Source organism: Cupriavidus sp. 2TAF22 (genome assembly GCF_052115045.1).
GTDB lineage: Bacteria > Pseudomonadota > Gammaproteobacteria > Burkholderiales > Burkholderiaceae > Cupriavidus.
The window spans coordinates 206,330-226,011 of the sequence record NZ_JBFRFX010000008.1; the positions used below are offsets into that span (position 1 = coordinate 206,330).

The 19,682-nt window shown below is 68.6% G+C and carries 18 protein-coding genes; 16 read left to right on the forward strand and 2 right to left on the reverse strand.

Translation table 11 applies throughout. The annotated features are described in order from the left end of the window. Position 1 precedes the first annotated feature (1 nt). The 7 genes from AB4Z48_RS12495 to AB4Z48_RS12525 all read left to right on the forward strand — a co-directional run bounded on the left by AB4Z48_RS12495 (position 2) and on the right by AB4Z48_RS12525 (position 8,851). Entirely contained in the window at positions 2–736 is a 735-nt protein-coding gene (locus AB4Z48_RS12495) for an ABC transporter ATP-binding protein (protein WP_441614251.1), read from the forward strand. Beyond that, entirely contained in the window at positions 717–1,433 is a 717-nt protein-coding gene (locus AB4Z48_RS12500; RefSeq protein WP_441614252.1) for an ABC transporter ATP-binding protein, read from the forward strand. The genes AB4Z48_RS12495 and AB4Z48_RS12500 overlap by 20 nt, the downstream gene beginning before the upstream one ends. A gap of 52 nt (positions 1,434–1,485) precedes the next feature. Further along, positions 1,486–2,184 carry an SDR family NAD(P)-dependent oxidoreductase gene (locus AB4Z48_RS12505; RefSeq protein WP_441614253.1) on the forward strand — a complete coding sequence of 233 codons (699 nt, stop codon included), beginning with the start codon at positions 1,486–1,488 and terminating at the stop codon, positions 2,182–2,184. Between the two features lie 471 nt (positions 2,185–2,655). After that, positions 2,656–2,967, forward strand: coding sequence for a hypothetical protein (locus AB4Z48_RS12510; RefSeq protein WP_441614254.1), 312 nt, complete (start codon positions 2,656–2,658; stop codon positions 2,965–2,967). 123 nt (positions 2,968–3,090) lie between these two features. After that, positions 3,091–4,290, forward strand: a complete 1,200-nt coding sequence (locus tag AB4Z48_RS12515) for an efflux RND transporter periplasmic adaptor subunit (RefSeq protein ID WP_441614255.1) — start codon at positions 3,091–3,093, stop codon at positions 4,288–4,290. Next, positions 4,287–7,463, forward strand: coding sequence for an efflux RND transporter permease subunit (locus tag AB4Z48_RS12520; protein WP_441614256.1), 3,177 nt, complete (start codon positions 4,287–4,289; stop codon positions 7,461–7,463). Before AB4Z48_RS12515 ends, AB4Z48_RS12520 begins: the two co-directional genes overlap by 4 nt. After that, on the forward strand, positions 7,460–8,851 hold the full coding sequence (locus tag AB4Z48_RS12525; RefSeq protein ID WP_441614257.1) for an efflux transporter outer membrane subunit: 1,392 nt from the start codon (positions 7,460–7,462) through the stop codon (positions 8,849–8,851). The genes AB4Z48_RS12520 and AB4Z48_RS12525 overlap by 4 nt, the downstream gene beginning before the upstream one ends. Positions 8,852–8,915: 64 nt before the next feature. Here the strand turns inward: AB4Z48_RS12525 and AB4Z48_RS12530 are convergent, their stop codons facing one another. Further along, on the reverse strand, positions 8,916–10,133 hold the full coding sequence (locus AB4Z48_RS12530) for a CaiB/BaiF CoA transferase family protein (protein ID WP_441614258.1): 1,218 nt from the start codon (positions 10,131–10,133) through the stop codon (positions 8,916–8,918). A 101-nt stretch (positions 10,134–10,234) separates the two neighbouring features. Beyond that, complete coding sequence (locus tag AB4Z48_RS12535; protein ID WP_441614259.1) at positions 10,235–11,194, reverse strand: patatin-like phospholipase family protein; 960 nt, start codon at positions 11,192–11,194, stop codon at positions 10,235–10,237. Positions 11,195–11,371: 177 nt separating this feature from the next. On the opposite strand from AB4Z48_RS12535, the gene poxR reads away from it, so the two are divergent. The 9 genes from poxR (at position 11,372) to AB4Z48_RS12580 (ending at position 19,553) form a co-directional block, all read left to right on the forward strand. Continuing rightward, positions 11,372–13,078: a phenol degradation transcriptional regulator PoxR gene (gene poxR, locus AB4Z48_RS12540; protein WP_441614260.1), complete on the forward strand. Its 1,707-nt coding sequence runs from the start codon at positions 11,372–11,374 to the stop codon at positions 13,076–13,078. A 417-nt stretch (positions 13,079–13,495) separates the two neighbouring features. Beyond that, positions 13,496–13,714, forward strand: a complete 219-nt coding sequence (locus tag AB4Z48_RS12545; RefSeq protein WP_441614262.1) for a phenol hydroxylase subunit — start codon at positions 13,496–13,498, stop codon at positions 13,712–13,714. A 77-nt stretch (positions 13,715–13,791) separates the two neighbouring features. Further along, positions 13,792–14,784 (forward strand): aromatic/alkene monooxygenase hydroxylase subunit beta, encoded by a 993-nt coding sequence (locus AB4Z48_RS12550; RefSeq protein ID WP_441614264.1) that lies wholly within the window; start codon positions 13,792–13,794, stop codon positions 14,782–14,784. A gap of 13 nt (positions 14,785–14,797) precedes the next feature. Next, entirely contained in the window at positions 14,798–15,070 is a 273-nt protein-coding gene (locus AB4Z48_RS12555; RefSeq protein ID WP_441614266.1) for an MmoB/DmpM family protein, read from the forward strand. A 44-nt stretch (positions 15,071–15,114) separates the two neighbouring features. Then, on the forward strand, positions 15,115–16,629 hold the full coding sequence (locus AB4Z48_RS12560; protein WP_441614268.1) for an aromatic/alkene/methane monooxygenase hydroxylase/oxygenase subunit alpha: 1,515 nt from the start codon (positions 15,115–15,117) through the stop codon (positions 16,627–16,629). Between the two features lie 104 nt (positions 16,630–16,733). Next, on the forward strand, positions 16,734–17,093 hold the full coding sequence (locus AB4Z48_RS12565; RefSeq protein ID WP_441614270.1) for a phenol hydroxylase subunit P4: 360 nt from the start codon (positions 16,734–16,736) through the stop codon (positions 17,091–17,093). Positions 17,094–17,122: 29 nt separating this feature from the next. Beyond that, positions 17,123–18,187 carry an NADH:ubiquinone reductase (Na(+)-transporting) subunit F gene (locus AB4Z48_RS12570; protein WP_441614272.1) on the forward strand — a complete coding sequence of 355 codons (1,065 nt, stop codon included), beginning with the start codon at positions 17,123–17,125 and terminating at the stop codon, positions 18,185–18,187. Between the two features lie 24 nt (positions 18,188–18,211). Continuing rightward, positions 18,212–18,526, forward strand: coding sequence for a 2Fe-2S iron-sulfur cluster binding domain-containing protein (locus AB4Z48_RS12575; protein ID WP_441614274.1), 315 nt, complete (start codon positions 18,212–18,214; stop codon positions 18,524–18,526). Positions 18,527–18,620: 94 nt separating this feature from the next. Further along, the gene (locus AB4Z48_RS12580; RefSeq protein ID WP_441614276.1) at positions 18,621–19,553 is read left to right on the forward strand and encodes a catechol 2,3-dioxygenase; all 933 of its coding nucleotides are present in this window, start codon (positions 18,621–18,623) and stop codon (positions 19,551–19,553) included. Positions 19,554–19,682 lie beyond the last annotated feature (129 nt).

The window sequence follows — 19,682 nt, forward strand, 5'->3', positions numbered from 1 at the left end:
CATGCAAAACCTACTTGAAGTGAAATCCATCTCGAAGCGCTTCGGCGGCCTGCAGGCGGTGAACCAGCTTTCGTTCACCGTCGGCAGCGGCGAGATCCTGGGCCTGCTCGGCCCCAACGGCGCCGGCAAGACCACGGCCTTCAACCTGATCGCGGGCTTCATCAAGGCGGACGAAGGCGAGATCCTGTTCGGGGGCAAGCAGATCCGCGGCTGCGAGCCTTACCAGATCTGCGCCAGCGGCATCGCGCGCACCTTCCAGTTGTCGAAGCCGTTCGGCGGGCTGAGCGCGCTGGAGAACGTCATGGTGGGCGGCTTCGCGCGGGGCGCCTCGCGCGCCAGGGTGCGCGACGAAGCCTACGCCTGCCTGGAGTTCCTGGGCCTGGCGCAGCGCGCGGACACCGATGCCAACGACCTGACCGCGTTCGACAAGCGCAAGCTCGAGCTTGGCCGCGCGCTGGCCACCAGCCCGCGCCTGCTGCTGATGGACGAGGTGGTTGCCGGCGCCACGCCGAACGAGGCGGGCGAGATGGTCGAACTGGTGCGCAAGGTGCGCGACCGCGGCATCACCGTACTGATCGTGGAGCATGTGATGAAGGTGATCATGGGCCTGTCGGACCGCGTCATCGTGATGGAGCAGGGACGGCTGATCGCCGACGGCGTGCCGGCGGAAGTGGTGAAGATGCCGCAGGTACTGAAGGCTTATTTTGGAGAGGGCTATGTCAGCGCCAGTGCTTGAAGTCAGCGATATCTGGTCCGGATACGGCGAGCAGCAGATCCTGCGCGGCGTCAGCATGTCGCTCGCGCCGCGCTCGATCACGGCGCTGATCGGCGCCAACGGTGCCGGCAAGACCACCTTCCTGCGCACGGTGTCGGGCCTGCTGCGCCGCAAGCGGGGCACGGTGCGCCTGAATGGCAAGGATATCGGCGGGCTGGCCCCGCACGAGGTGGTGCTGGAGGGCTTTGTCCAGTCGCCGGAGGGCAAGCAGTTGTTCCTCGGCATGTCGATCCTGGAGAACCTGCTGATCGGCGCCAGCAACGCGCGCGCGCGCCAGCGCCGCGCGCAGAGCCTGCGCGAAGTGTTCACGCTGTTCCCGATCCTGGAGGAGCGCCAGAAGCTGGCGGCCTCCACCTTGTCGGGCGGACAGCAGCAGATGCTGGCGGTGGGGCGCGCGCTGATGGCGATGCCCCGCGTGCTGGCGCTCGACGAGCCGTCGCTGGGGCTGGCGCCGATCATGGTCGACCGGCTGTTCGACAGCATCCGCCGCCTCAAGGAGCGCGACCTCGCCGTCCTGGTCATCGAGCAGAACGTCAACCAGGTGCTGGACATGGCGGACTACGGCTATGTGATCGAAAGCGGCACGATCGCGCTCGCGGGAACGGGCAGGGAACTGCTTGCCAACCCGCACCTGCGCGCAACCTATCTCGGCGTCTAGTGCAGGCGTCCAAGGGCTCGGCCCGATGCAAGACCAACAGGAGTCAGGAAAGATGGAACAAGCTGTAGCGGTAGTCACGGGGGGCGGCACCGGCATTGGCCGGGCCATTGCCGAAGAACTGAACGCGACGGGGATGCGCGTGGTCTGCCTCGGCATGGATGCCGATGCGGACCTGCCCGGCGGGCTGGCATTCCGCCAGCTCGACGTGACCTCGGCCGAGCACGCGCGGGCCGCCGTGGCGGACCTCGACGAGGTGGCGGTGCTGGTAAACGCCGCCGGCATCATCCGGCACGAGGGCAATGAATTCACGCCGGAAGGCTTCCGCGCCGTGGTCGACGTGAACCTGAACGGATCGCAGATCCTCAGCAGCGTGCTGCAGGAGCGCCTGGTGCGCGCCCGTGGCGCGGTGGTGAATATCGCGTCGATGTGGAGCTATTTCGGCTCGGCCAACAATCCGGCCTATGCCGCCAGCAAGGCCGGCATCCTGGGCCTGACGCGCTCGTACGCCGCCGCGCTGGCGCCGCACGGCGTGCGGGTCAACGCGGTCGCGCCGGGCTGGATCCGCACGCGCCTGTCGGCCGGCGCGCTCGACAATCCGGAGCGCAGCGCCGCCATCATGGCGCGGCTGCCGATGCGCCGCTGGGGCGTGCCGCGCGACGTGGCGCGCGTGGTGCGGTTCCTCTGCTCCGAGGACGCCCAGTATGTGACCGGGGTGATCCTGCCGGTGGATGGCGGCTTCGGCATCGCCTGACGCGCTTCGCTACCCTGGCGCCGCGTCCGTCGTGCTGGCGGACGCGGCGTGCGCTCACCGCCTGGCCAGTTGCCTGCCGCGCGCATGGCCGCACTTGCGGGCGGCCAGCGCCGCCGGCAGCGCGGCGAATTCGTGGATGGTCATCGGGCCCGGGCAGGCGGATGTCTCGCCTGATCTCGGGCACGGATTATCCGGAAACCCGCGGCGCCGAAAAACCTGCGTGCGCGCAAATCATCCTTGTGCGCCGGTCAAGAATGGCCGCCGGCCCCTGGCGCGTCCGCGCGGGGGGCGGCCGGCGCGCTGCCATTGTTGCAGCGAATTCAAGTCTCTTATGCCCGCGCGGCGGTTTTTCTCGCGCCACCGGCTCTCCATACTTCGTTGCACAGCGTGCGGCAGGCCCCAGCCGGGACACCCCGCCACGCATCGCGCTCATTGCGAGCGTCGATACACCGTAACGCCATGGAGATCATCATGAATGCCAGGACCCTCATCACCGCCGCCGCGCTCGCCGCCACTGTGTTCGCCGGCTCGGCGCAGGCCGCCTATGTGAACCACGTCGTCGACAGGGCGGCACGCAACACCGCCGTGCAGGGCGCGCTTGCCCGCGAGCGCGATGCCCGCGCCGACGGTGCCCATGCCCGTGTCGATCCCTACCTGGCCGGCGCGCGCATCGCCGGGCTCGACCGCAGCGGACCGTCGGCGGATCCGGCGCGCCAGCGCGACACCTTCACCGACGGCGCCCGCACCAAGGCCGATCCTTTCACCGACGGCGCGCGCGCGTAAGCCATCGCCACAGCGCGCATGCCGGCGCGCCGGGCGGGACGCCAGGCAGGGTCCCGCGCCGGCGGCAGCAACCGGCATGCCCCCGGATAGCCGGCGGGCACGGAAATGCGTACAGGAATCCCAATGAAACAGAATTTACGGACCCGGCGCCTGGCGCGGGCGGCCGTGCTTGTTGCGCTGCCGCTGGCGGCCCTGGCACTGATGTCGGGCTGCCGGTCGGAAGATGTCGGCAAGCCCGCGCGGCAGACCGTGACGGTGAGCAAGCCCGCCGCGCGCGAGGTGCAGGACGTGGACACCTACACGGGCCGCTTCGAGGCTACCGACGCGGTGGAAGTGCGCTCGCGCGTCAGCGGCTATCTCGAGAAGATCGCCTTCCAGGACGGGGCCTTCGTCAAGAAGGGCGACCTCCTCTTCGTGATCGATCCCCGTCCCTTCCAGGCTGCCGTCATGGAGGCCGAGGGGGCGCTGGCAAAGGCGCGCTCGCAGCTGGCCCTGAGCGAGCAGGAGTTCGAGCGCGCCAACGTGCTGATCGGGACCAATACGATCGCCAGGAGCCTGTTCGACCAGCGCAAGCAGGCGGTACAGGGCGCGCGCGCCGAAGTCACCAGCGCGCAGGGCACGCTTGCCCGGGCCAGGCTGGAGCTTTCCTTCACGCGCATCGCCGCGCCGATGTCGGGCCGGATCAGCCGCAAGCAGGTCAGCGAAGGGAACCTGGTGCGGGGCGGCGACAGCGCGGCAACCGTGCTGACCAGCATCGTCTCGCAGGATCCGATCGACATCTATTTCGATGTGGACGAGCAGAGCTACCTGAGGTACGTCCGCGCGACGGCGGCAGGCGGGCAGGGTGGCGGCGCGGGGGCGGGCAGGGAGGTCACGATCTCCCTGCCCGGCGATGCGCAGCCCACGCTCGCCGGCAAGATGAACTTCGTGGAGAACCGTCTGGACAGTTCGACCGGCACGCTCAGGCAACGCGCCAGGGTGCCCAACCCGGACCTGGCGCTGAGCCCCGGGCAGTTCGGCCGCGTGCATCTCGCCAGCACCACGCCCCATGCCGCGCTGCTGGTCCCCGACGCCGCCGTCGCCACCGACGCCACGCGTCGCGTGCTCTATCTCGTCAAGCCAGACCAGACCGTGGAAGTGCGCGCGGTGACGCTGGGCAAGCTGTTCGGCAATCTGCGGGAGATCGCCTCGGGCCTGCAGGCCAGCGACAACGTCATCGTGGAAGGCTTCCAGCGCGTGCGCGCCGGGGAAGCCGTCACGCCCAGGGCGCGGGCCGCGGAGTCCAGGCTGGCGCAGCAAGGCAAGCCGGAGGCCACGCCATGAATATCGGCCGCATATCCGTGGAGCAGCCGGTGCTTGCCATCGTGCTGTCCATCGTCCTGACCATCGTGGGCGGCCTGGCGTATTTCTCGCTGGCCGTGTCCGAGTACCCGGAGATCGCGCCGCCCACCGTGGTGATCCAGGCCAGCTATCCCGGCGCCTCGGCCGAGACGGTATCGCAGACCGTGTCGACGCCGATCGAGCTGGAGGTCAACGGCGTGGAGGACATGATCTACATGTACAGCCAGGCCACCTCCGACGGTGGCCTGAACATCACCGTCACGTTCAAGCCCGGCACCGATGTCGACAAGGCCCAGGTGCTGGTGCAGAACCGCGTAGCGCTGGCCACCCCGCGGCTGCCGGAGCCGGTGCAGCGCAGCGGGGTCTCGGTGCGCAAGTCGTCGCCGACCCAGCTGGCCACCATCTTCCTGTATTCGCCGGACAAGAGCTACGACCAGCTCTACGTCTCGAACTACGCCATCCGCAACGTGGCCGACGCCCTCAAGCGCATCGACGGCGTGGGCGATATCAACCCGCTGGGCGCGCGCGAATACGCGATGCGCATCTGGCTCGATCCCGAGCGCGTGGCTTCGTTCAGCCTGGCCCCGGGCGACGTGATCGCGGCGGTTCGCGCGCAGAACACCCAGGTGGCGGGCGGCGTGGTCGCGCAGCCGCCGATCAGTGCCCAGGCCTTCCAGCCCAACCTGATCTTCGAGGGGCGGCTCAAGGAGCCGGCCGATTTCAGCAATATCATCGTCAAGCAGGGCGCGGACGGCCGCATTGTCCGCCTCAAGGACGTGGCGCGCGTGGAAGTAGGCGCGCTCGCCTATGCCACGGACAGCTATATGCTGCGCAATCCCACCATTGCCCTGCAGGTGCTGCAGCGGCCGGGGGCCAACGCGGTCGCCACCATGGCCGCGGTCGAGAAGACCATGGCCCGCCTGGGCAAGGACTTTCCCAAGGGCATCGTCTACAACATCGGCTACAACCCGACCGAGTTCATCGGCGACAGCATCGACGAACTGGTCAAGACCATCTACGAAGCCGTGGTGCTGGTCGTGCTGGTGGTGCTGGTCTTCCTGCAAGGGTGGCGCGCGTCCATCATCCCCATCCTCGCCATCCCGGTGTCGCTGGTGGGGACCTTCGCGGTGATGGCGATGCTGGGCTACTCGATCAACAACCTCACGCTGTTCGGGCTGGTGCTGGCGGTGGGCATCGTGGTGGACAACGCCATCGTCGTGGTGGAGAACGTCGAGCGCCATCTCGCCGGCGGGGCCAGCCCGCGCGATGCCACGCTGCTGACCATGAAGGAAGTGGGCGGCGCCCTGTTCGCCATCACGCTGGTGCTGTGCGCGGTGTTCGTGCCGACCGCCTTTATCAGCGGCATCTCGGGGCAGTTCTTCCGGCAGTTCGGGGTGACCATCGCCGTTTCCACCGCGATCTCGTTCTTCAGCTCCATCACCCTCGCGCCGGCGCTGGCCGCTTCGATCCTCAAGCGGCACCAGCACGGCGAGCCGGCCACGGACGCCACCGGCCTGCGCGGGCGCATGCGGCGCCTGGCGGCGGCATTCAACCGGGGCTTCGAGCGTCTTGCGCAGGCGTACGGCAGGCTGGTGCGCCGCGTCGTGGCGGCGATGCCGGCAATGCTCGGGCTCTACGTGCTGCTGATCGGGGCGACGCTGTACCTGCTGGCATCGACGCCGAAGGGCTTTATCCCGCAGCAGGACCGCGGCTACCTGGTGGTCCTGGTGCGGATGCCCGATGGCGCCACGCTGGAACGCACCAGTGCCGTGGCCCGCAAGATAGAGGACATCGCCCTGCAGGTGCCGGGCGTGGCGCGGGTGCCGGTATTCTCCGGCGTCTCGGCCGCCACCGGCACCAACTCCGCGAGCAATGCCGGCCTGTTCCCCGTGTTCAAGCCGTGGGCCGAGCGCAAGCCGCTGGGCCTTACCATCGACAAGATCGCCGCGGACCTGCGCGGCCGGCTGGCGGGCATCACCGAAGCCTCGATCGTGGTGGCCATGCCGCCGCCGGTGCAGGGTCTGGGCAGCACGGGCGGTTTCTCCATGCGCCTGGAGGACCGCGGCGGGCTGGGCACGGCGGCGCTGGCGAAGGCCACCGAAGACCTGGTCGCAGCGGCCGGCAAGACGCCAGGCATGGTCGGCGTCTACTCGCCGTACTCTGCCGCCACGCCGCAAGTCTTCGTCGAGCTGGACCGCGAGAAGGCGGAAATGCTGGGCGTGCCAAGCAAGGAGATCAACGACGCGGTGGAAACCTATTTCGGCTCCACGTATATCAACGACTTCAACATCCTCGGGCGCACCTATCGCGTCACGGCGCAGGCCGACCTGCCGTTCCGCGTCACCGCCGAGGACCTGGCGCGCCTGAAGGTGCGCAACAAGGATGGAAACATGGTGCCAGTGGGCAGCGTGACGCGCATCGAGCAACGGCCCGGGGTGGACCGGGCGCCGCGCTACAACCTCTATCCCGCCACCGAGATCAGCGGCGATACCGAGCCCGGGCTCGGCTCCGGGTTCGCGATCCGGACCATGGAAAGGCTGGCCGGCGAAGTGCTGCCGCCGGGCATCGCCTTCGAATGGACCGACCTGTCCTATCAGCAGAGCACGGCGGGGAACTCGGGCCTGCTGGTCTTCCCGCTGTGCGTGCTGCTGGTCTACCTGGTGCTTGCCGCGCAGTACGGCAGCTGGAGCCTGCCGGTGTCGATCCTGCTGATCGTGCCGATGTGCCTGCTGGCGGCGTCGCTCGGGGTGAAGGGCATGGGACAGGACATCAACATCCTCACGCAGATCGGCTTTATCGTGCTGGTGGGGCTGGCGGCGAAGAACGCGATCCTGATCGTGGAGGTCGCGCGGCAGCTCGAGGCGCAGGGCGTGGCCCTGGTCGAGGCGGTGGTGGAGGCATGCCAGCAACGGCTGCGCCCGATCATCATGACCTCGCTCGCCTTTATCCTGGGGGTGCTGCCGCTGATCCTCTCCGAGGGCGCGGGCGCCGAGATGCGCCAGGCCGTGGGCGCCGCCGTCTTCTTCGGCATGATCGGCGTCACCTTGTTCGGCCTGGTCTTCACGCCGGTGTTCTATGTCGGCATCCGCAAGCTGGTGACGCGACGAAGGGGAGCGCACGCCGCGACGCTGGCATTGCCGGAGGTGACGCAATGAACGCCGTTCGCCTGATTCCTGCTTTGCTGGCCGCCGTCGCGTTGCTGGGCGCCTGCGCCGGCGCGCCGCCCGCGGCACCCACGCCGCTGCCGCTGGCGGATGGCTATGCCAATGCCTCCCTGGCCAGCGACGCGGCGGTGCCCGATCTGTCCGGCTGGTGGAAGGGCTTTCGCGATCCCGTGCTGGACAAGCTGGTCGATGCCGCGCTGGCCGAGAACCTGGACCTGAAGACGGCGGTCGCCCGCATCGACGCGGCCCGCGCCTTGCGGGCCGGCACCGCCGCGCAGGGGCTGCCGGAAGTCAGCCTGGGTATCGACACCGCGCGGCGGCGGCTGCCGGCCGCGCAATCCCCCTCGGGGGTGCCGGTCACCGCCAACGCATTCGGGGCAGGCCTCGAAGCTTCCTGGGAAGTCGATGTCTTTGGCCGTATCCGGCAAGGCGTGGCCGCGGCCGAGGCCGACGTGAGGTCGGCGCAGGAGGACGCCCGGGCGGTCGGGATCGCGGTGACGGCCGAGGTCGTGCAGACCTATCTCGCCGCGCGCAGCCTCGAGTACCGGCTGACGCTGGTCAGCGAGAATGCGCGCAACCAGTCGGAGACGGAAAAGCTGACGCGCCTGATGTTCGACGCCGGCGCGCTGCCGGTGGCGGACGTCGATCGCGCGCAAGCCCAGGCGCAGACCACGCTCGCCCAGTTGCCGCTGCTCGAGCTGGAGCGGCAGAACGCGCTGCACCGCTTGTCCATCCTGGTGGCGGCCACGCCCGCGGAGGTCTACCAGCAGATGGAGCCGCTCGCGGCGCGCCCGCGCTGGACACCGCCCGCGGGCATCGGGACGCCGGCCGAGCTGCTGCGCCGGCGTCCCGATATCAGGGCGGCCGAGGCCCGGGTGGTCGCCGCCTATGCGCGCGTCGGCGTGGCGCAAGCCGAGCTGATGCCGCACCTGCAACTGGCCGGCGCGATCGGCGCCGTGGCGGACGGGTTCTCCGGCGCGGGGCTGGCGCGCTCAATTGCATGGATGCTGGGGGCCGGCGCCAGCGCGCCCGTGTTTGACGGCAACCGCCGCCGCAGCGTGGTGACGCTGCGGCGCGCCGAAGCGGAGCAGGCGCTCTATGCCTATCGCGCCGCGGTGCTGAGGGCGGTCGCCGAGGTCGAGAGCGCGGTGGCGGCGTCCGCGCGCAGCCGGGACCGGGTTGCCAGGCTGGCAAGCGCGACTTCCAGTGCCCGCGCTGCCTATGAGCAGATCGATCGTTCCTGGCGGGCGGGCGAGACGCCCTTTATCGATACCCTGCAGGTGCAGCGCACGCTGCTGGAGGCCGAAGACGCGCTGTGCGTGGCGCAGACGGTGGAACTGCAGAGCCAGGCCGGTCTTGTCACGGCCCTGGGGCAATAAGAACGGTCGGCGGGGCCGGATCACCGCTCCGCATGGGGCGGTGATGGCCGCGGGGCGGCAAGACCTACAATACCCCGCGCTCCTTCAGGCCCTTCACTTCCGCCTCGCTCAGGCCCAGCTCCGCCCGGAGCGCGCCCTCGGTATGTTCTCCGAGCATCGGCGGCGCCTTCACCACCACCGGCGTGGCTGAAAACCGCAGCGGGCTGCGCAGGCTCGGCGCCGTGACGCCGCGCCCGTGCGGCAGGTGCATCAGCAGGTCGCGGTGCCTGACCTGCTCATCCTCGAAGACCGCGTCGAGCTGGTTGATCGGGCCGCCGGGCACGCCGGCGCGCTCCAGGGCTGCGAGCAGATCCGCGCTTTGCCATTCGGCGATGCGCGCGCCGATGATCTCGCGCAGGGCGTCGCGGTTGTCGACGCGGCCCATGTTCTGCACGAAGCGCTCGTCGGTGGCGACCTCGGCACAGCCGAGCAGCTTGCACAAGGCGGCGAACTGCCCGTTGTTCCCGGCGGCGACGATCAGGTGGCCGTCGCGGCAGGGGAAGACCTCGGAGGGCGAGGCCACGGGGTTGGTGTTGCCGGCGCGGCGCGGCAGATTGCCGGTCATCTGGTAGCCGAGCGCGAGGTGGCCGTTGGCGGCGACCGAGGCGTCCAGCATGGCGGCGTCGATGTACTGGCCTTCGCCGGTGGCCTGGCGGTGGTAGAGCGCGCCGAGCAGGGCGACCGAGGCGTACAGCCCGGTGAGGATGTCGGTGATGGGGATGGCGGTGCGCATGGGCGCGCCGCCCGGGCTGCCGTCGGGCTGGCCGCAGGTGCTCATCAGGCCGGCCATGCCTTGCAGGATGAAGTCATAGGCCGGGCGCGCGCTGTAGGGGCCGTCCGGGCCGAAGCCGGTGACCGAGCAATAGATGATGTCGCGGCGCAGCGCGCGGATGGATTCGTAGTCGAGCCCGTATTTCTTCAGGCTGCCGGCTTTGTAGTTCTCCACCACCACGTCGCAGCGCGCGGCCAGCTGGCGCACCAGCTCGGCGCCCTCGGGCTGGGAGATATCGATGGTGACGGACTGCTTGCCGCGATTGCCGGCGAGGAAGAAGGCGGAGTCGTTGGTGACGTTGCCGTCGGCGTCGGTCAGGAAGGGCCCCAGCTTGCGGGTATCGTCGCCGTCGCCGGGCTTCTCTATCTTGTAGACGGTGGCGCCCATGTCGGCCAGGTTCTGCGTGGCCCAGGGACCGGCCACCACGCGCGTCAGGTCCAGTACCTTGATGCCTTCCAGGATTGCGCTCATGTACGTGCCAGCCAAATAAGGAGATCCGGCATCATTGGCCGGATCCGGGGTTCATGCAATTCGCCAATGCCAAAGCCGGATTACGGCGCGGCCAAAGCGTGCTAGTGGGCGGCGTGGGGCTTGTGCTCGCCAGCGTGGCCGTGGTCGGCCTCGTGCACATGCATTGCCGCCGCCTGGTTGGGGTCGAAATCGCAGCTCGGGTTGTCCGCGTCGTGCGAGTGCGGGTGCAGCGCGCCGGGGATGTGCCGGTTGTTGAGGCCGTCGGCATTGAGCCAGGCGAGCGTGGCGGCCGCGGCGCGGTCGATCAGCGTGCCGCACTGCGTATAGTCGTACGGGGAAACATCGAGCGGGCACAGCGGCGGCACCACCGAGATATGCGCCCGGTCGGCCCAGCGCTCGAGGTCCTGCACCAGTTGGCGCGCCACCAGCAGCGACAGCGCATTGAAGGCATGGTCGATGGGGCCGCGCGGCTCGCGCCTGGCCGCGCAGGCAAAGCCGGCCGGCAGCACCACCACGCGCGTGGCGCCAAGCCGGATGGCGGTGGAGACCGGGGTGTTGTTGGCCACGCCGCCGTCGATCAGCGTGCGCCCGCCCAGCGCCACCGGCGGGAACACGCCGGGGATGGCGGCGCTGGCCAGCACCGCCTGCACCAGGCTGCCGGAGGAGAGCACCACCTCCGCGCCGCTCTGCATATCGGTGGCGACCACATAGAGCGGGACTTCGGCTCGCTCCAGCGGCATGTCGCCGAAGTGGTGCGACAGCAGGCGCCGCAGCGCGGCGGATTCCACCAGGTGGCCGCGCTGCCCGCGCAGCATGCCGAACAGGCTGCGCCACGACCACGGCATCACCTCGGCGCGGCGCAGGCTGCGCCAGATCGATTCCAGTTTCGCGGTGCCGGCGGTGTGGGGGTTGCAGGCGTAGTAGGCGCCGTTGATGGCGCCGGCCGACGCGCCGATGACCATGTCCGGCTTGACGCCCCAGGCCACCAGTTCACGCAGCATGCCGGCTTCGATCGCGCCGAGGCTGCCTCCCCCGGCGAAGACAAATGCGGTTTTTTCCATGGTTCGTGGTGCAGAGCAACAGCGCTAGAAGAATCCTGACAAGGACAGCATAGGCGACATTGGGCCGGCTTGACAGGCGTTGGACGCGCGAGGGTGCGCCTATGGCACATAATGTGCATACAGTGCCAGAAAAAGCACGAGCGCGCCTGCTTTTCCGGGCCGACAAGAGAGGAGACGATGAGTAGTTCAACCGACAAATTCTCGGCCACCATGCGCGATGGCCTGGCCAATCTTGCGCGGCGCCTGCGCTTTGTGATGGAGGAGGGCTCCATCTGGCTCGACGAACAGCGCATGATCCTGCTGCATACCGCCGCACTGGGCGCGCTGCGCAAGGAGTTGGTGGATACCCTCGGCATGGAGCGGGCGCGCGGCCTGTTCATGCGCATGGGTTTCCATTCCGGCATGCGCGACGCCGAGCTGGCCAAGAAGATGCGACCCAACGAGAGCGACTTCGGCCTGCTCGAGATCGGTCCCTGCCTGCATACCATCGAAGGCGTGGTGCGGGTGACGCCGGTCAAGGTGGACATCGACATCGCCGCCGGCATCTACGATGGCGAATTCCTGTGGGAAGACTCCTTCGAGGGCGACGTGCACCGCCAGCTGTTCGGCGTCGTCGACGCGCCCGCCTGCTGGATGCAGATCGGATACGCCACCGGCTATACCTCGGCGCTGATGGGCCGCACCATCCTCTACCGGGAGGTGGAGTGCATCGCCTGCGGGCATGCGCATTGCCGCATCATCGGCAAGCCGCTGGAGGCATGGGAGGACGGCGCCGAAGTGCTGGCCCTGTACCAGCCCGACCCGGTGATCGAGACCATCCTGGAGCTGCAAAGCGAGGTCGAGCACCTGCGCGCGCTCCAGCGCAACAACGGCAAGCCCGCCGACCTGGTGGGCTGCTCGCCCGAGTTCCGCGCCGCCTGGGGCCTGCTGCAGCGCGCCGCCGCCAGCAACGTGACCGTGCTCCTGCTGGGCGAGACCGGGGTCGGCAAGGAGCGCTTCGCGCAGGCGCTGCACGGCGTGAGCGCACGCGCGGACAAGCCCTTCGTGGCGGTCAACTGCGCGGCCATCCCCGACGAGCTGATCGAGTCCGAGCTGTTCGGCGTGGAGAAGGGCGCCTTCACCGGCGCGCACCAGTCGCGCCCGGGCCGCTTCGAGCGGGCGCATGGCGGCACCCTGTTCCTGGACGAGCTGGGCGAGCTGTCGCTGCCGGCGCAGTCCAAGCTGCTGCGCGTGCTGCAGGAGGGCGAGCTGGAGCGCGTGGGCGGCACCGAAGCGCGCCGCGTGGATGTGCGGCTGGTGGCCGCCACCAACGTGGACCTGGCCGAGGCGGTCAAGGCCGGCACCTTCCGCAAGGACCTGTATTACCGCCTCAACGTCTATCCCGTCACGATCCCGCCGCTGCGCGAGCGGCTCGACGACATCCGCCTGCTGGTGGAGCGCTTCGTGGCACGCTATGGCGCGCGCCACGGCAAGAAGATCGTCGGCATCACCGACCGCGCGCTGGCCGAGCTGCGCCGCTACGACTGGCCCGGCAATGTGCGCGAGCTGGAGAACGTGATCGAGCGCGGGGTCATCCTGGCCAGCAACGGCGGCCTGATCTCGGCCGACCACCTGTTCCTGCCCGCCAGCGCGCCGGCCGCCATGGACACGGCGCCGCGGCTCGGCGCGGGCGGCACCCTGCCGGCCTTGCGCGAAGCGGCCGTGCACGGCTTGCTGGACCATATGGCCGAGCAGCAGCTGGCGCTGGGCGACGTGGAAACGGTGCTGATGGAGGCGGCCATGGAGCGGGCCAACGGCAATATGAGCCAGGCCGCGCGCCTGCTGGGCATTACCCGGCCGCAGCTGGCCTACCGCTGGAAGAACCGGGGCAGCCGCGGCGCCTGAGCGCCCGATCTCCTGGCCGCCCCGCGAAAACGCTCGCCAGGCAGCGTTTCACCATTTGATGCACTCCCCCGAACGGCGCGGCCAGGCCGCCAGCGCGGCCTGCTGCACCGCATATGCCGCGCGGCCCAGCCCGCGCATGGCATTGCGCCGTCTCCGGCAAATCGCCTGTTGCACCGCGGGGCATCCGCGCCGCGCCGCAAGCCTGTCCGCAAACGTCCGCCCCGGGCGGCTTTTCACCATTTGATCAAGCCCCTTCGCCGGATTGATCAATTCATCGATGGCGCGGCACCCGGCGCTTGCGGGTAAACGCGCAGGCGAATCCCGCCTCGACGCCGCCGGCCCTTGTGCCGCCGTGCTTCGCGCTGCCTGGCACGCTCTTCGCAATAGAGCTCGTATCTGCCACCAGAGGAGCGCGCCATGATCAACCAGTCGGTCCCCCTGTTCGAAGCCACGCCGCGCTATGTGCGCGTGGACGGCCGCACGCCCGAGGGCTTCGTGCAGTTCGCCTTCAGCGTGGCGGACCCCGAGCTCAACGTCGAGCTGATCATGCCCGAGCCGATGTTCGAGGCGTTCTGCAGCGTCAACCACGTGCGCTTCCTCCCGCCGCAGGCCCCGCCGTCCGGGCAGGACGCCTGACCAGGCCGGCGGCACCCGGCCCGATCCCCCCGACAAGAACAACACGACAAGAACAACACGACCCAGGAGACCCAGCGATGCAAGTCGATATCAAGACCCAGCAGATCCAGCCCTTGCGCCAGACCTACGGCAATATCGCGCGCCGCTTCGGCGACAAGCCGGCCTCGCGCTACCAGGAAGCCACCTACGACGTGCAGTCGGAGGTCAACTTCCACTACCGCCCCACGTGGGACCCGCAGTACGCGCTCTACGACAAGCGCCGCACGGCGATCGTGATGGAAGACTGGTACGCGCTGAAGGACCCGCGCCAGTACTACTACGGCGCCTACGTCGGCGCGCGCGGCCGCCAGCAGGACGCCGCCGAGAAGAGCTTCGCCTTCGTGGAAAAGCGCGGGCTGCTGCCGGCGCTGCCGCTGGAGTGGCAGGAACGCCTGGCCGACGGCCTGCTGCCGCTGCGCCACGTGGAGTGGGCCGCCAACATGAACAACTTCTACTGCGCGGACTATGGCTGGGGCACTGCCATCACGCAGGCCTGCACCTACTGCGCGATGGACCGGCTCGGCATTGCCCAGTACCTGTCGCGCATCGGCATGCTGCTCGACGGCAACACGGGCGTGGCGCTCGAGCGCGCCAAGGCCGCCTGGATGGACAGCGCCGCGTGGCAGCCGCTGCGCCGCCTGGTGGAGCACAGCTTCGTGATCGAGGACTGGTTCGAGACCTTCGTCACCCAGAACCTGGTGCTCGACGGGCTGCTCTACCCGCTGGTGTACCAGCACGCCGACGCCGTCATCGCGCGCGCCTGCGGCACCGGGCTGGCGGTGCTGACCGAGTTCATGAACGACTGGCGCGAGGAGCATGCGCGCTGGGTCGACGCGGTGGTACAGGCCGCGGCAGCCGAGTCCGAGGCCAACCGCATGCTGCTGTCGGGCTGGGCGCGCGCGGCGCGACAGCAGGTGGGCGCGGCGCTGGTGCCGGTGGCGGACACGCTGCTGGGCGACGGCGGCGAGCAGATCGTGGCGCTGTGCCTGGAGCAGTTCGACGCGCGCCTGCACAAGCTTGGCCTTGCCTGAGGAGAGCGCCGCCATGACCGCCAATGTCTATATCGCGCTGCAAAGCAACGACGACACCCGTCCCATCATCGACGCCATCACCGAAGCCAACCCGCATGCCGTGGTGTCGCGGTTTCCGGCCATGGTCAAGATCGACGCGCCGGGGCACCTGACCATCCTGCGCGAGCTGGTGTCCGAGAAGCTCGGGCGCGAGTGGGACCTGCAGGAGATCCACCTCAACCTGATCTCGCTGTCCGGCAACATCGACGAGGACGACGACGCCTTCACGCTGCGCTGGAACGACTGAATTCGCCGCCGCGCCCGCGGCAGGCAAGCAATAACGGAGACATCATGGACGCACGCAAGAAACTCAACCTGCGCGAGAAGTACGCGACGATGACGCGCGACCTGGGCTGGGAAACCACCTACGAGCCGATGGACAAGGTCTTCCCGTACGACAAGTACGAGGGCATCAAGATCCATGACTGGGACAAGTGGGAAGACCCGTTCCGCATGACCATGGACGCCTACTGGAAATACCAGTCGGAGAAGGAGCGCAAGCTGTACGCGATCATCGACTCCTTTGTGCAGAACAATGGCCACCTCAACGTCTCGGACCCGCGCTACCTGAACGCGCTGCGGCTGTTCCTGACCGGCGTGACGCCGCTCGAATACGCCGCGCACCGTGGCTATGCCCACCTGGGGCGCCATTTCCGCGGCGCCGGCGCGCGGGTGGCGGCGCAGATGCAGTCCATCGACGAGCTGCGCCATGCGCAGACGCAGCTGCACACGCTCTCGGTCTACAACAAGTACTTCCATGGCTTCGGCGAATGGCGCCACATGCACGACCGGGTCTGGTACCTGTCGGTGCCCAAGTCCTACTTCGAGGACGCCATGAGCGCCGGCCCGTTCGAGTTCATCACCGCGATCTCGTTCTCGTTCGAGTACGTGCTGACCAACCTGCTGTTCATGCCCTTCATGTCGGGCGCGGCCTACAACGGCGACATGGCCACGGTCACCTTCGGCTTCTCGGCCCAGTCGGACGAGTCGCGTCACATGACGCTGGGCCTGGAAGTGGTGAAGTTCCTGTGCCAGCAGGACCCGGACAACATCCCCATCCTGCAGAAGTGGCTGGACAAATGGTTCTGGCGCGGCTTCCGCCTGCTCACGCTGGTCGGCATGATGATGGACTACATGCTGCCACGCCGCGTGATGTCGTGGGCCGAAGCCTGGGAGATGTACTTCGAGCAGGCCGGCGGCGCGCTGTTCAAGGACCTGGAGCGCTACGGCCTGCGCATGCCCAAGTACCACGAGGTCGCCACCAAGACCAAGGACCGCATCACGCATGAGGCCTGGGCCACCTTCTACAACTACGCCGGCGCGGCGGGCTTCCATACCTGGGTGCCCAAGCCGGACGAGATGGGCTGGCTGGCCGAGAAATACCCGGACACCTTCGAGCGCTACTACAAGCCGCGCCTGGACCACTGGCAGGAGCGCCAGGAAGCCGGCGAGCGCTTCTACAACGGCACGCTGCCGATGCTGTGCCAGACCTGCCAGATTCCCATGGTGTTCTCCGAGCCGGACGACCCCACCCAGACCTGCTACCGCGAAAGCAGCTACCACGGCATGAAGTTCCACTTCTGCTCGGACGGCTGCAAGGACATCTTCGACGGCGAGCCGGAGAAATACGCGCAGGCCTGGCTGCCGGTGCACCAGATCTACCAGGGCAACTGCGGCGGCGCCTCGCTCGATGACGTGCTCAAGTGGTATCGCCTCGACCCCGGCGCGGACAACCTCGATTTCGAGGGCTCGCAGGACCAGAAGAACTGGAACGCCTGGAAGGGCGTGGCGGGCGGCGCGGGCTGAACGACGCGCACGCAAGACCGCAGACCGCAGACCGAAGACACAAGACACAAGACACAAGACAGAAGACACAAGACAGAAGACAGAAGAGAGCAAAGGAGACCACCATGCCCGTCGTATCCATCGGCCCCTACGCCTTCGAGGCGGCAGACCGCGAAGCCGCCTTCCACGGCAACCGGCTGCTCTATATCGGCTGGGACCGCCACCTGCTGTTCTGCGCGCCGCACTGCTTCCCGTTCCCGCCCGCGATGCGCCTGCGCGACGTGGTGGAGAACGTGCTGCCTGGCGTCTACGGCTATCACCCCGACTTCGCCCGCATCGACTGGAGCCGCGTGGAGTGGCTGCGCGGCAATGCGCCGTGGCAGCCGGAGCTGGACCGCACGCTGGCGGAAAACGGCCTCGGCCACAAGGACGTGATCCGCTTCCGCACGCCGGGGCTGGACGGTATCGCAGGCAGCTGCAGCTGAGCGCGGCGCGGGTTTGAAGGAGAACCGAGATGTATTCCCTGACCATTGAACCGATCGGCCAGACCATCCCCATCGCGCCGGGACAGACCGTGCTGGATGCCTGCCTGCGCAACGGCGTGTGGCTGCCGCATGCCTGCTGCCATGGCCTGTGCGCCACCTGCAAGGTGCAGGTGGTGGGTGGCGAGTTCGAGCACGGCGAGGCATCGAGCTTCGCGCTGATGGACTTCGAGCGCGACAACGGCCAGTGCCTGGCGTGCTGCGCCACCGCGCAGTCCGACATGGTGATCGAGGCCGATATCGAGGAAGATGCCGACTCGCTCGGCCTGCCGCTGGCCGACTACCGCGCCGAAGTGGTGGCCACGCGCGCGCTCACGCCCACCATCCGCGGCATCTGGCTGCGCGTGAAGGACGGCGGCGCCGCCGCCTTCCAGGCCGGGCAGTACCTCAACCTGCGCGTGCCCGGCTGCGACCAGCCGCGCGCCTTCTCGCTGGCCAACCGGCCCGGCGACGACCTGGTCGAGCTGCATGTGCGGCGCGTGGCGGGGGGCCAGGCCACCGGCTACCTGCATGAGCAGCTCGCGGTGGGCGACGAACTGCGCTTCTCGGCACCGTACGGGCGTTTCTTCGTGCGCAAGTCCGCGCGCGTGCCGATGATCTTCCTGGCCGGCGGCTCGGGCCTGTCCAGCCCGCGCGCGATGATCCTCGACATGCTGGCCGCCGGCGAGACCTTGCCCATCACGCTGGTGCAGGGCGCGCGCAACCGCGCCGAGCTGTACTACGACGAGGAATTCCGCGCGCTGGCGGCGGCCCACCCGGGCTTCCGCTACGTGCCGGCGCTGTCCGACGAGCCCGGCGACAGCGGCTGGGACGGCGCGCGCGGCTACGTCCACGATGTGCTGCAGGGCCTTTATGGCGCCAGCGGCGCGGATTTTCGCGGGCACAAGGCCTACCTGTGCGGGCCGCCGCCGATGATCGAGGCCTGCATCCGCACGCTGATGCAGGGGCGGCTGTTCGAGGCGGACATCCATACCGAGAAGTTCATCTCGGCGGGCGACGCGCAGAACAGCGCGCGCAGTCCGCTGTTCAAGATCTGAACGAACCCTGCACGAGGACTCGCCATGCACAACGTGGAGATCGCCGGCAGCGGGCAGTGCTACCCGTGCGCGCCGGAGCAGAACCTGCTGCGCGCCATGGAGGCGCTGGGCAAGCGCGGCATCCCGGCCGGTTGCCGCGGCGGTGGCTGCGGCGTCTGCAAGGTGCGCATCGAATCCGGGCGCTACCACACCGGCAAGATGAGCCGCGCCTGCCTGTCGGAGGCGGAGGAGGGCAGCGGCCTGGTGCTGGCCTGCAAGGCCTACCCGGACAGCGACATCCGCCTGCGGCCGGTGGCGCTGCTGCAGCGCTGCCTGGAGCGGCGCATGCCGAAGACGTAGTCGCAGCAGAACCGTAGAACAGTAGATCAGTAGAAAAAACGCAGCAAGAAAAGATGGACCGATAACCCCATCATCAAGGATCAAGGAGACAGTCATGGCATTGACAGGCGTATTGCGTCCGGGGCACGTGGCATTGCGCGTGCTGGAGCTGGAGCCGGCGCTCAGGCACTACACCGAGGTACTCGGGCTGATCGAAACCGCGCGCGACGACAAGGGCCGCGTCTACCTCAAGGCCTGGGACGAGCATGACCACCACAGCGTGGTCCTGCGCGAGGCCGACAGCCCGGGCATGGACTACATGGGCTTTCGCGTGGACAGCGGCCGCACGCTGGAGCGGCTGGCGCACGAAGTGGAGCAGTCGGGCCTGGCCTCGGACTGCCAGTGGATTGCCGCCGGCGAGCATCCGCGCACCGGCGTGCGCTTTCGCTTCACCATCCCCACCGGCCATGCCATCGAGCTGTTCGCGGACAAGGACAAGCTGGGCTGCATGACCGGCGACAGCAACCCCGACCCGTGGCCCGACGACCTGCGCGGGATGGCGCCGAGCCGCTTCGACCATTGCCTGCTGTATGGCGACGACGTCGACGGCACGGTCAGGCTGTTCCGCGACGTGCTCGGCTTCACGCTGGCCGAGGAAGTGGTGGCCGGGCCGGACCGGATGCTGATCGGCGCCTTCCTGACCTGCTCCAACAAGGCGCACGACATCGCCTTTATCCGCCACCCCGAGAAGAACAAGTTCCACCACGCCTCGTTCAACCTGGACAACTGGGGCGAAGTGCTCAAGGCCGCCGACATCATCTCCAAGAAGGACGTCTCGCTCGATATCGGGCCCACGCGCCACGGCATCACGCGCGGCGCCACCATCTACTTCTTCGATCCTTCCGGCAACCGCAACGAGGTGTTCTCCGGCGGCTATATCCACTATCCGGACAAGCCCACCATCACCTGGACCGACAACGAACTGGGGCGGGCGATCTTCTATCACGACCGCAAGCTCAATGATGCGTTCCTGAGCGTGCTGACCTGAGCGCCGCGAGTTGAGCGGACCGGCGTGGCACCGGATGGCGCCGGTTTGCTCCCCCCTCCCACGCGGTGGGAGAGGGGAGAGCGCGCACAGCCGGCCGGGCGCCCGGCCCGGCGCAACGTCCCAACCATC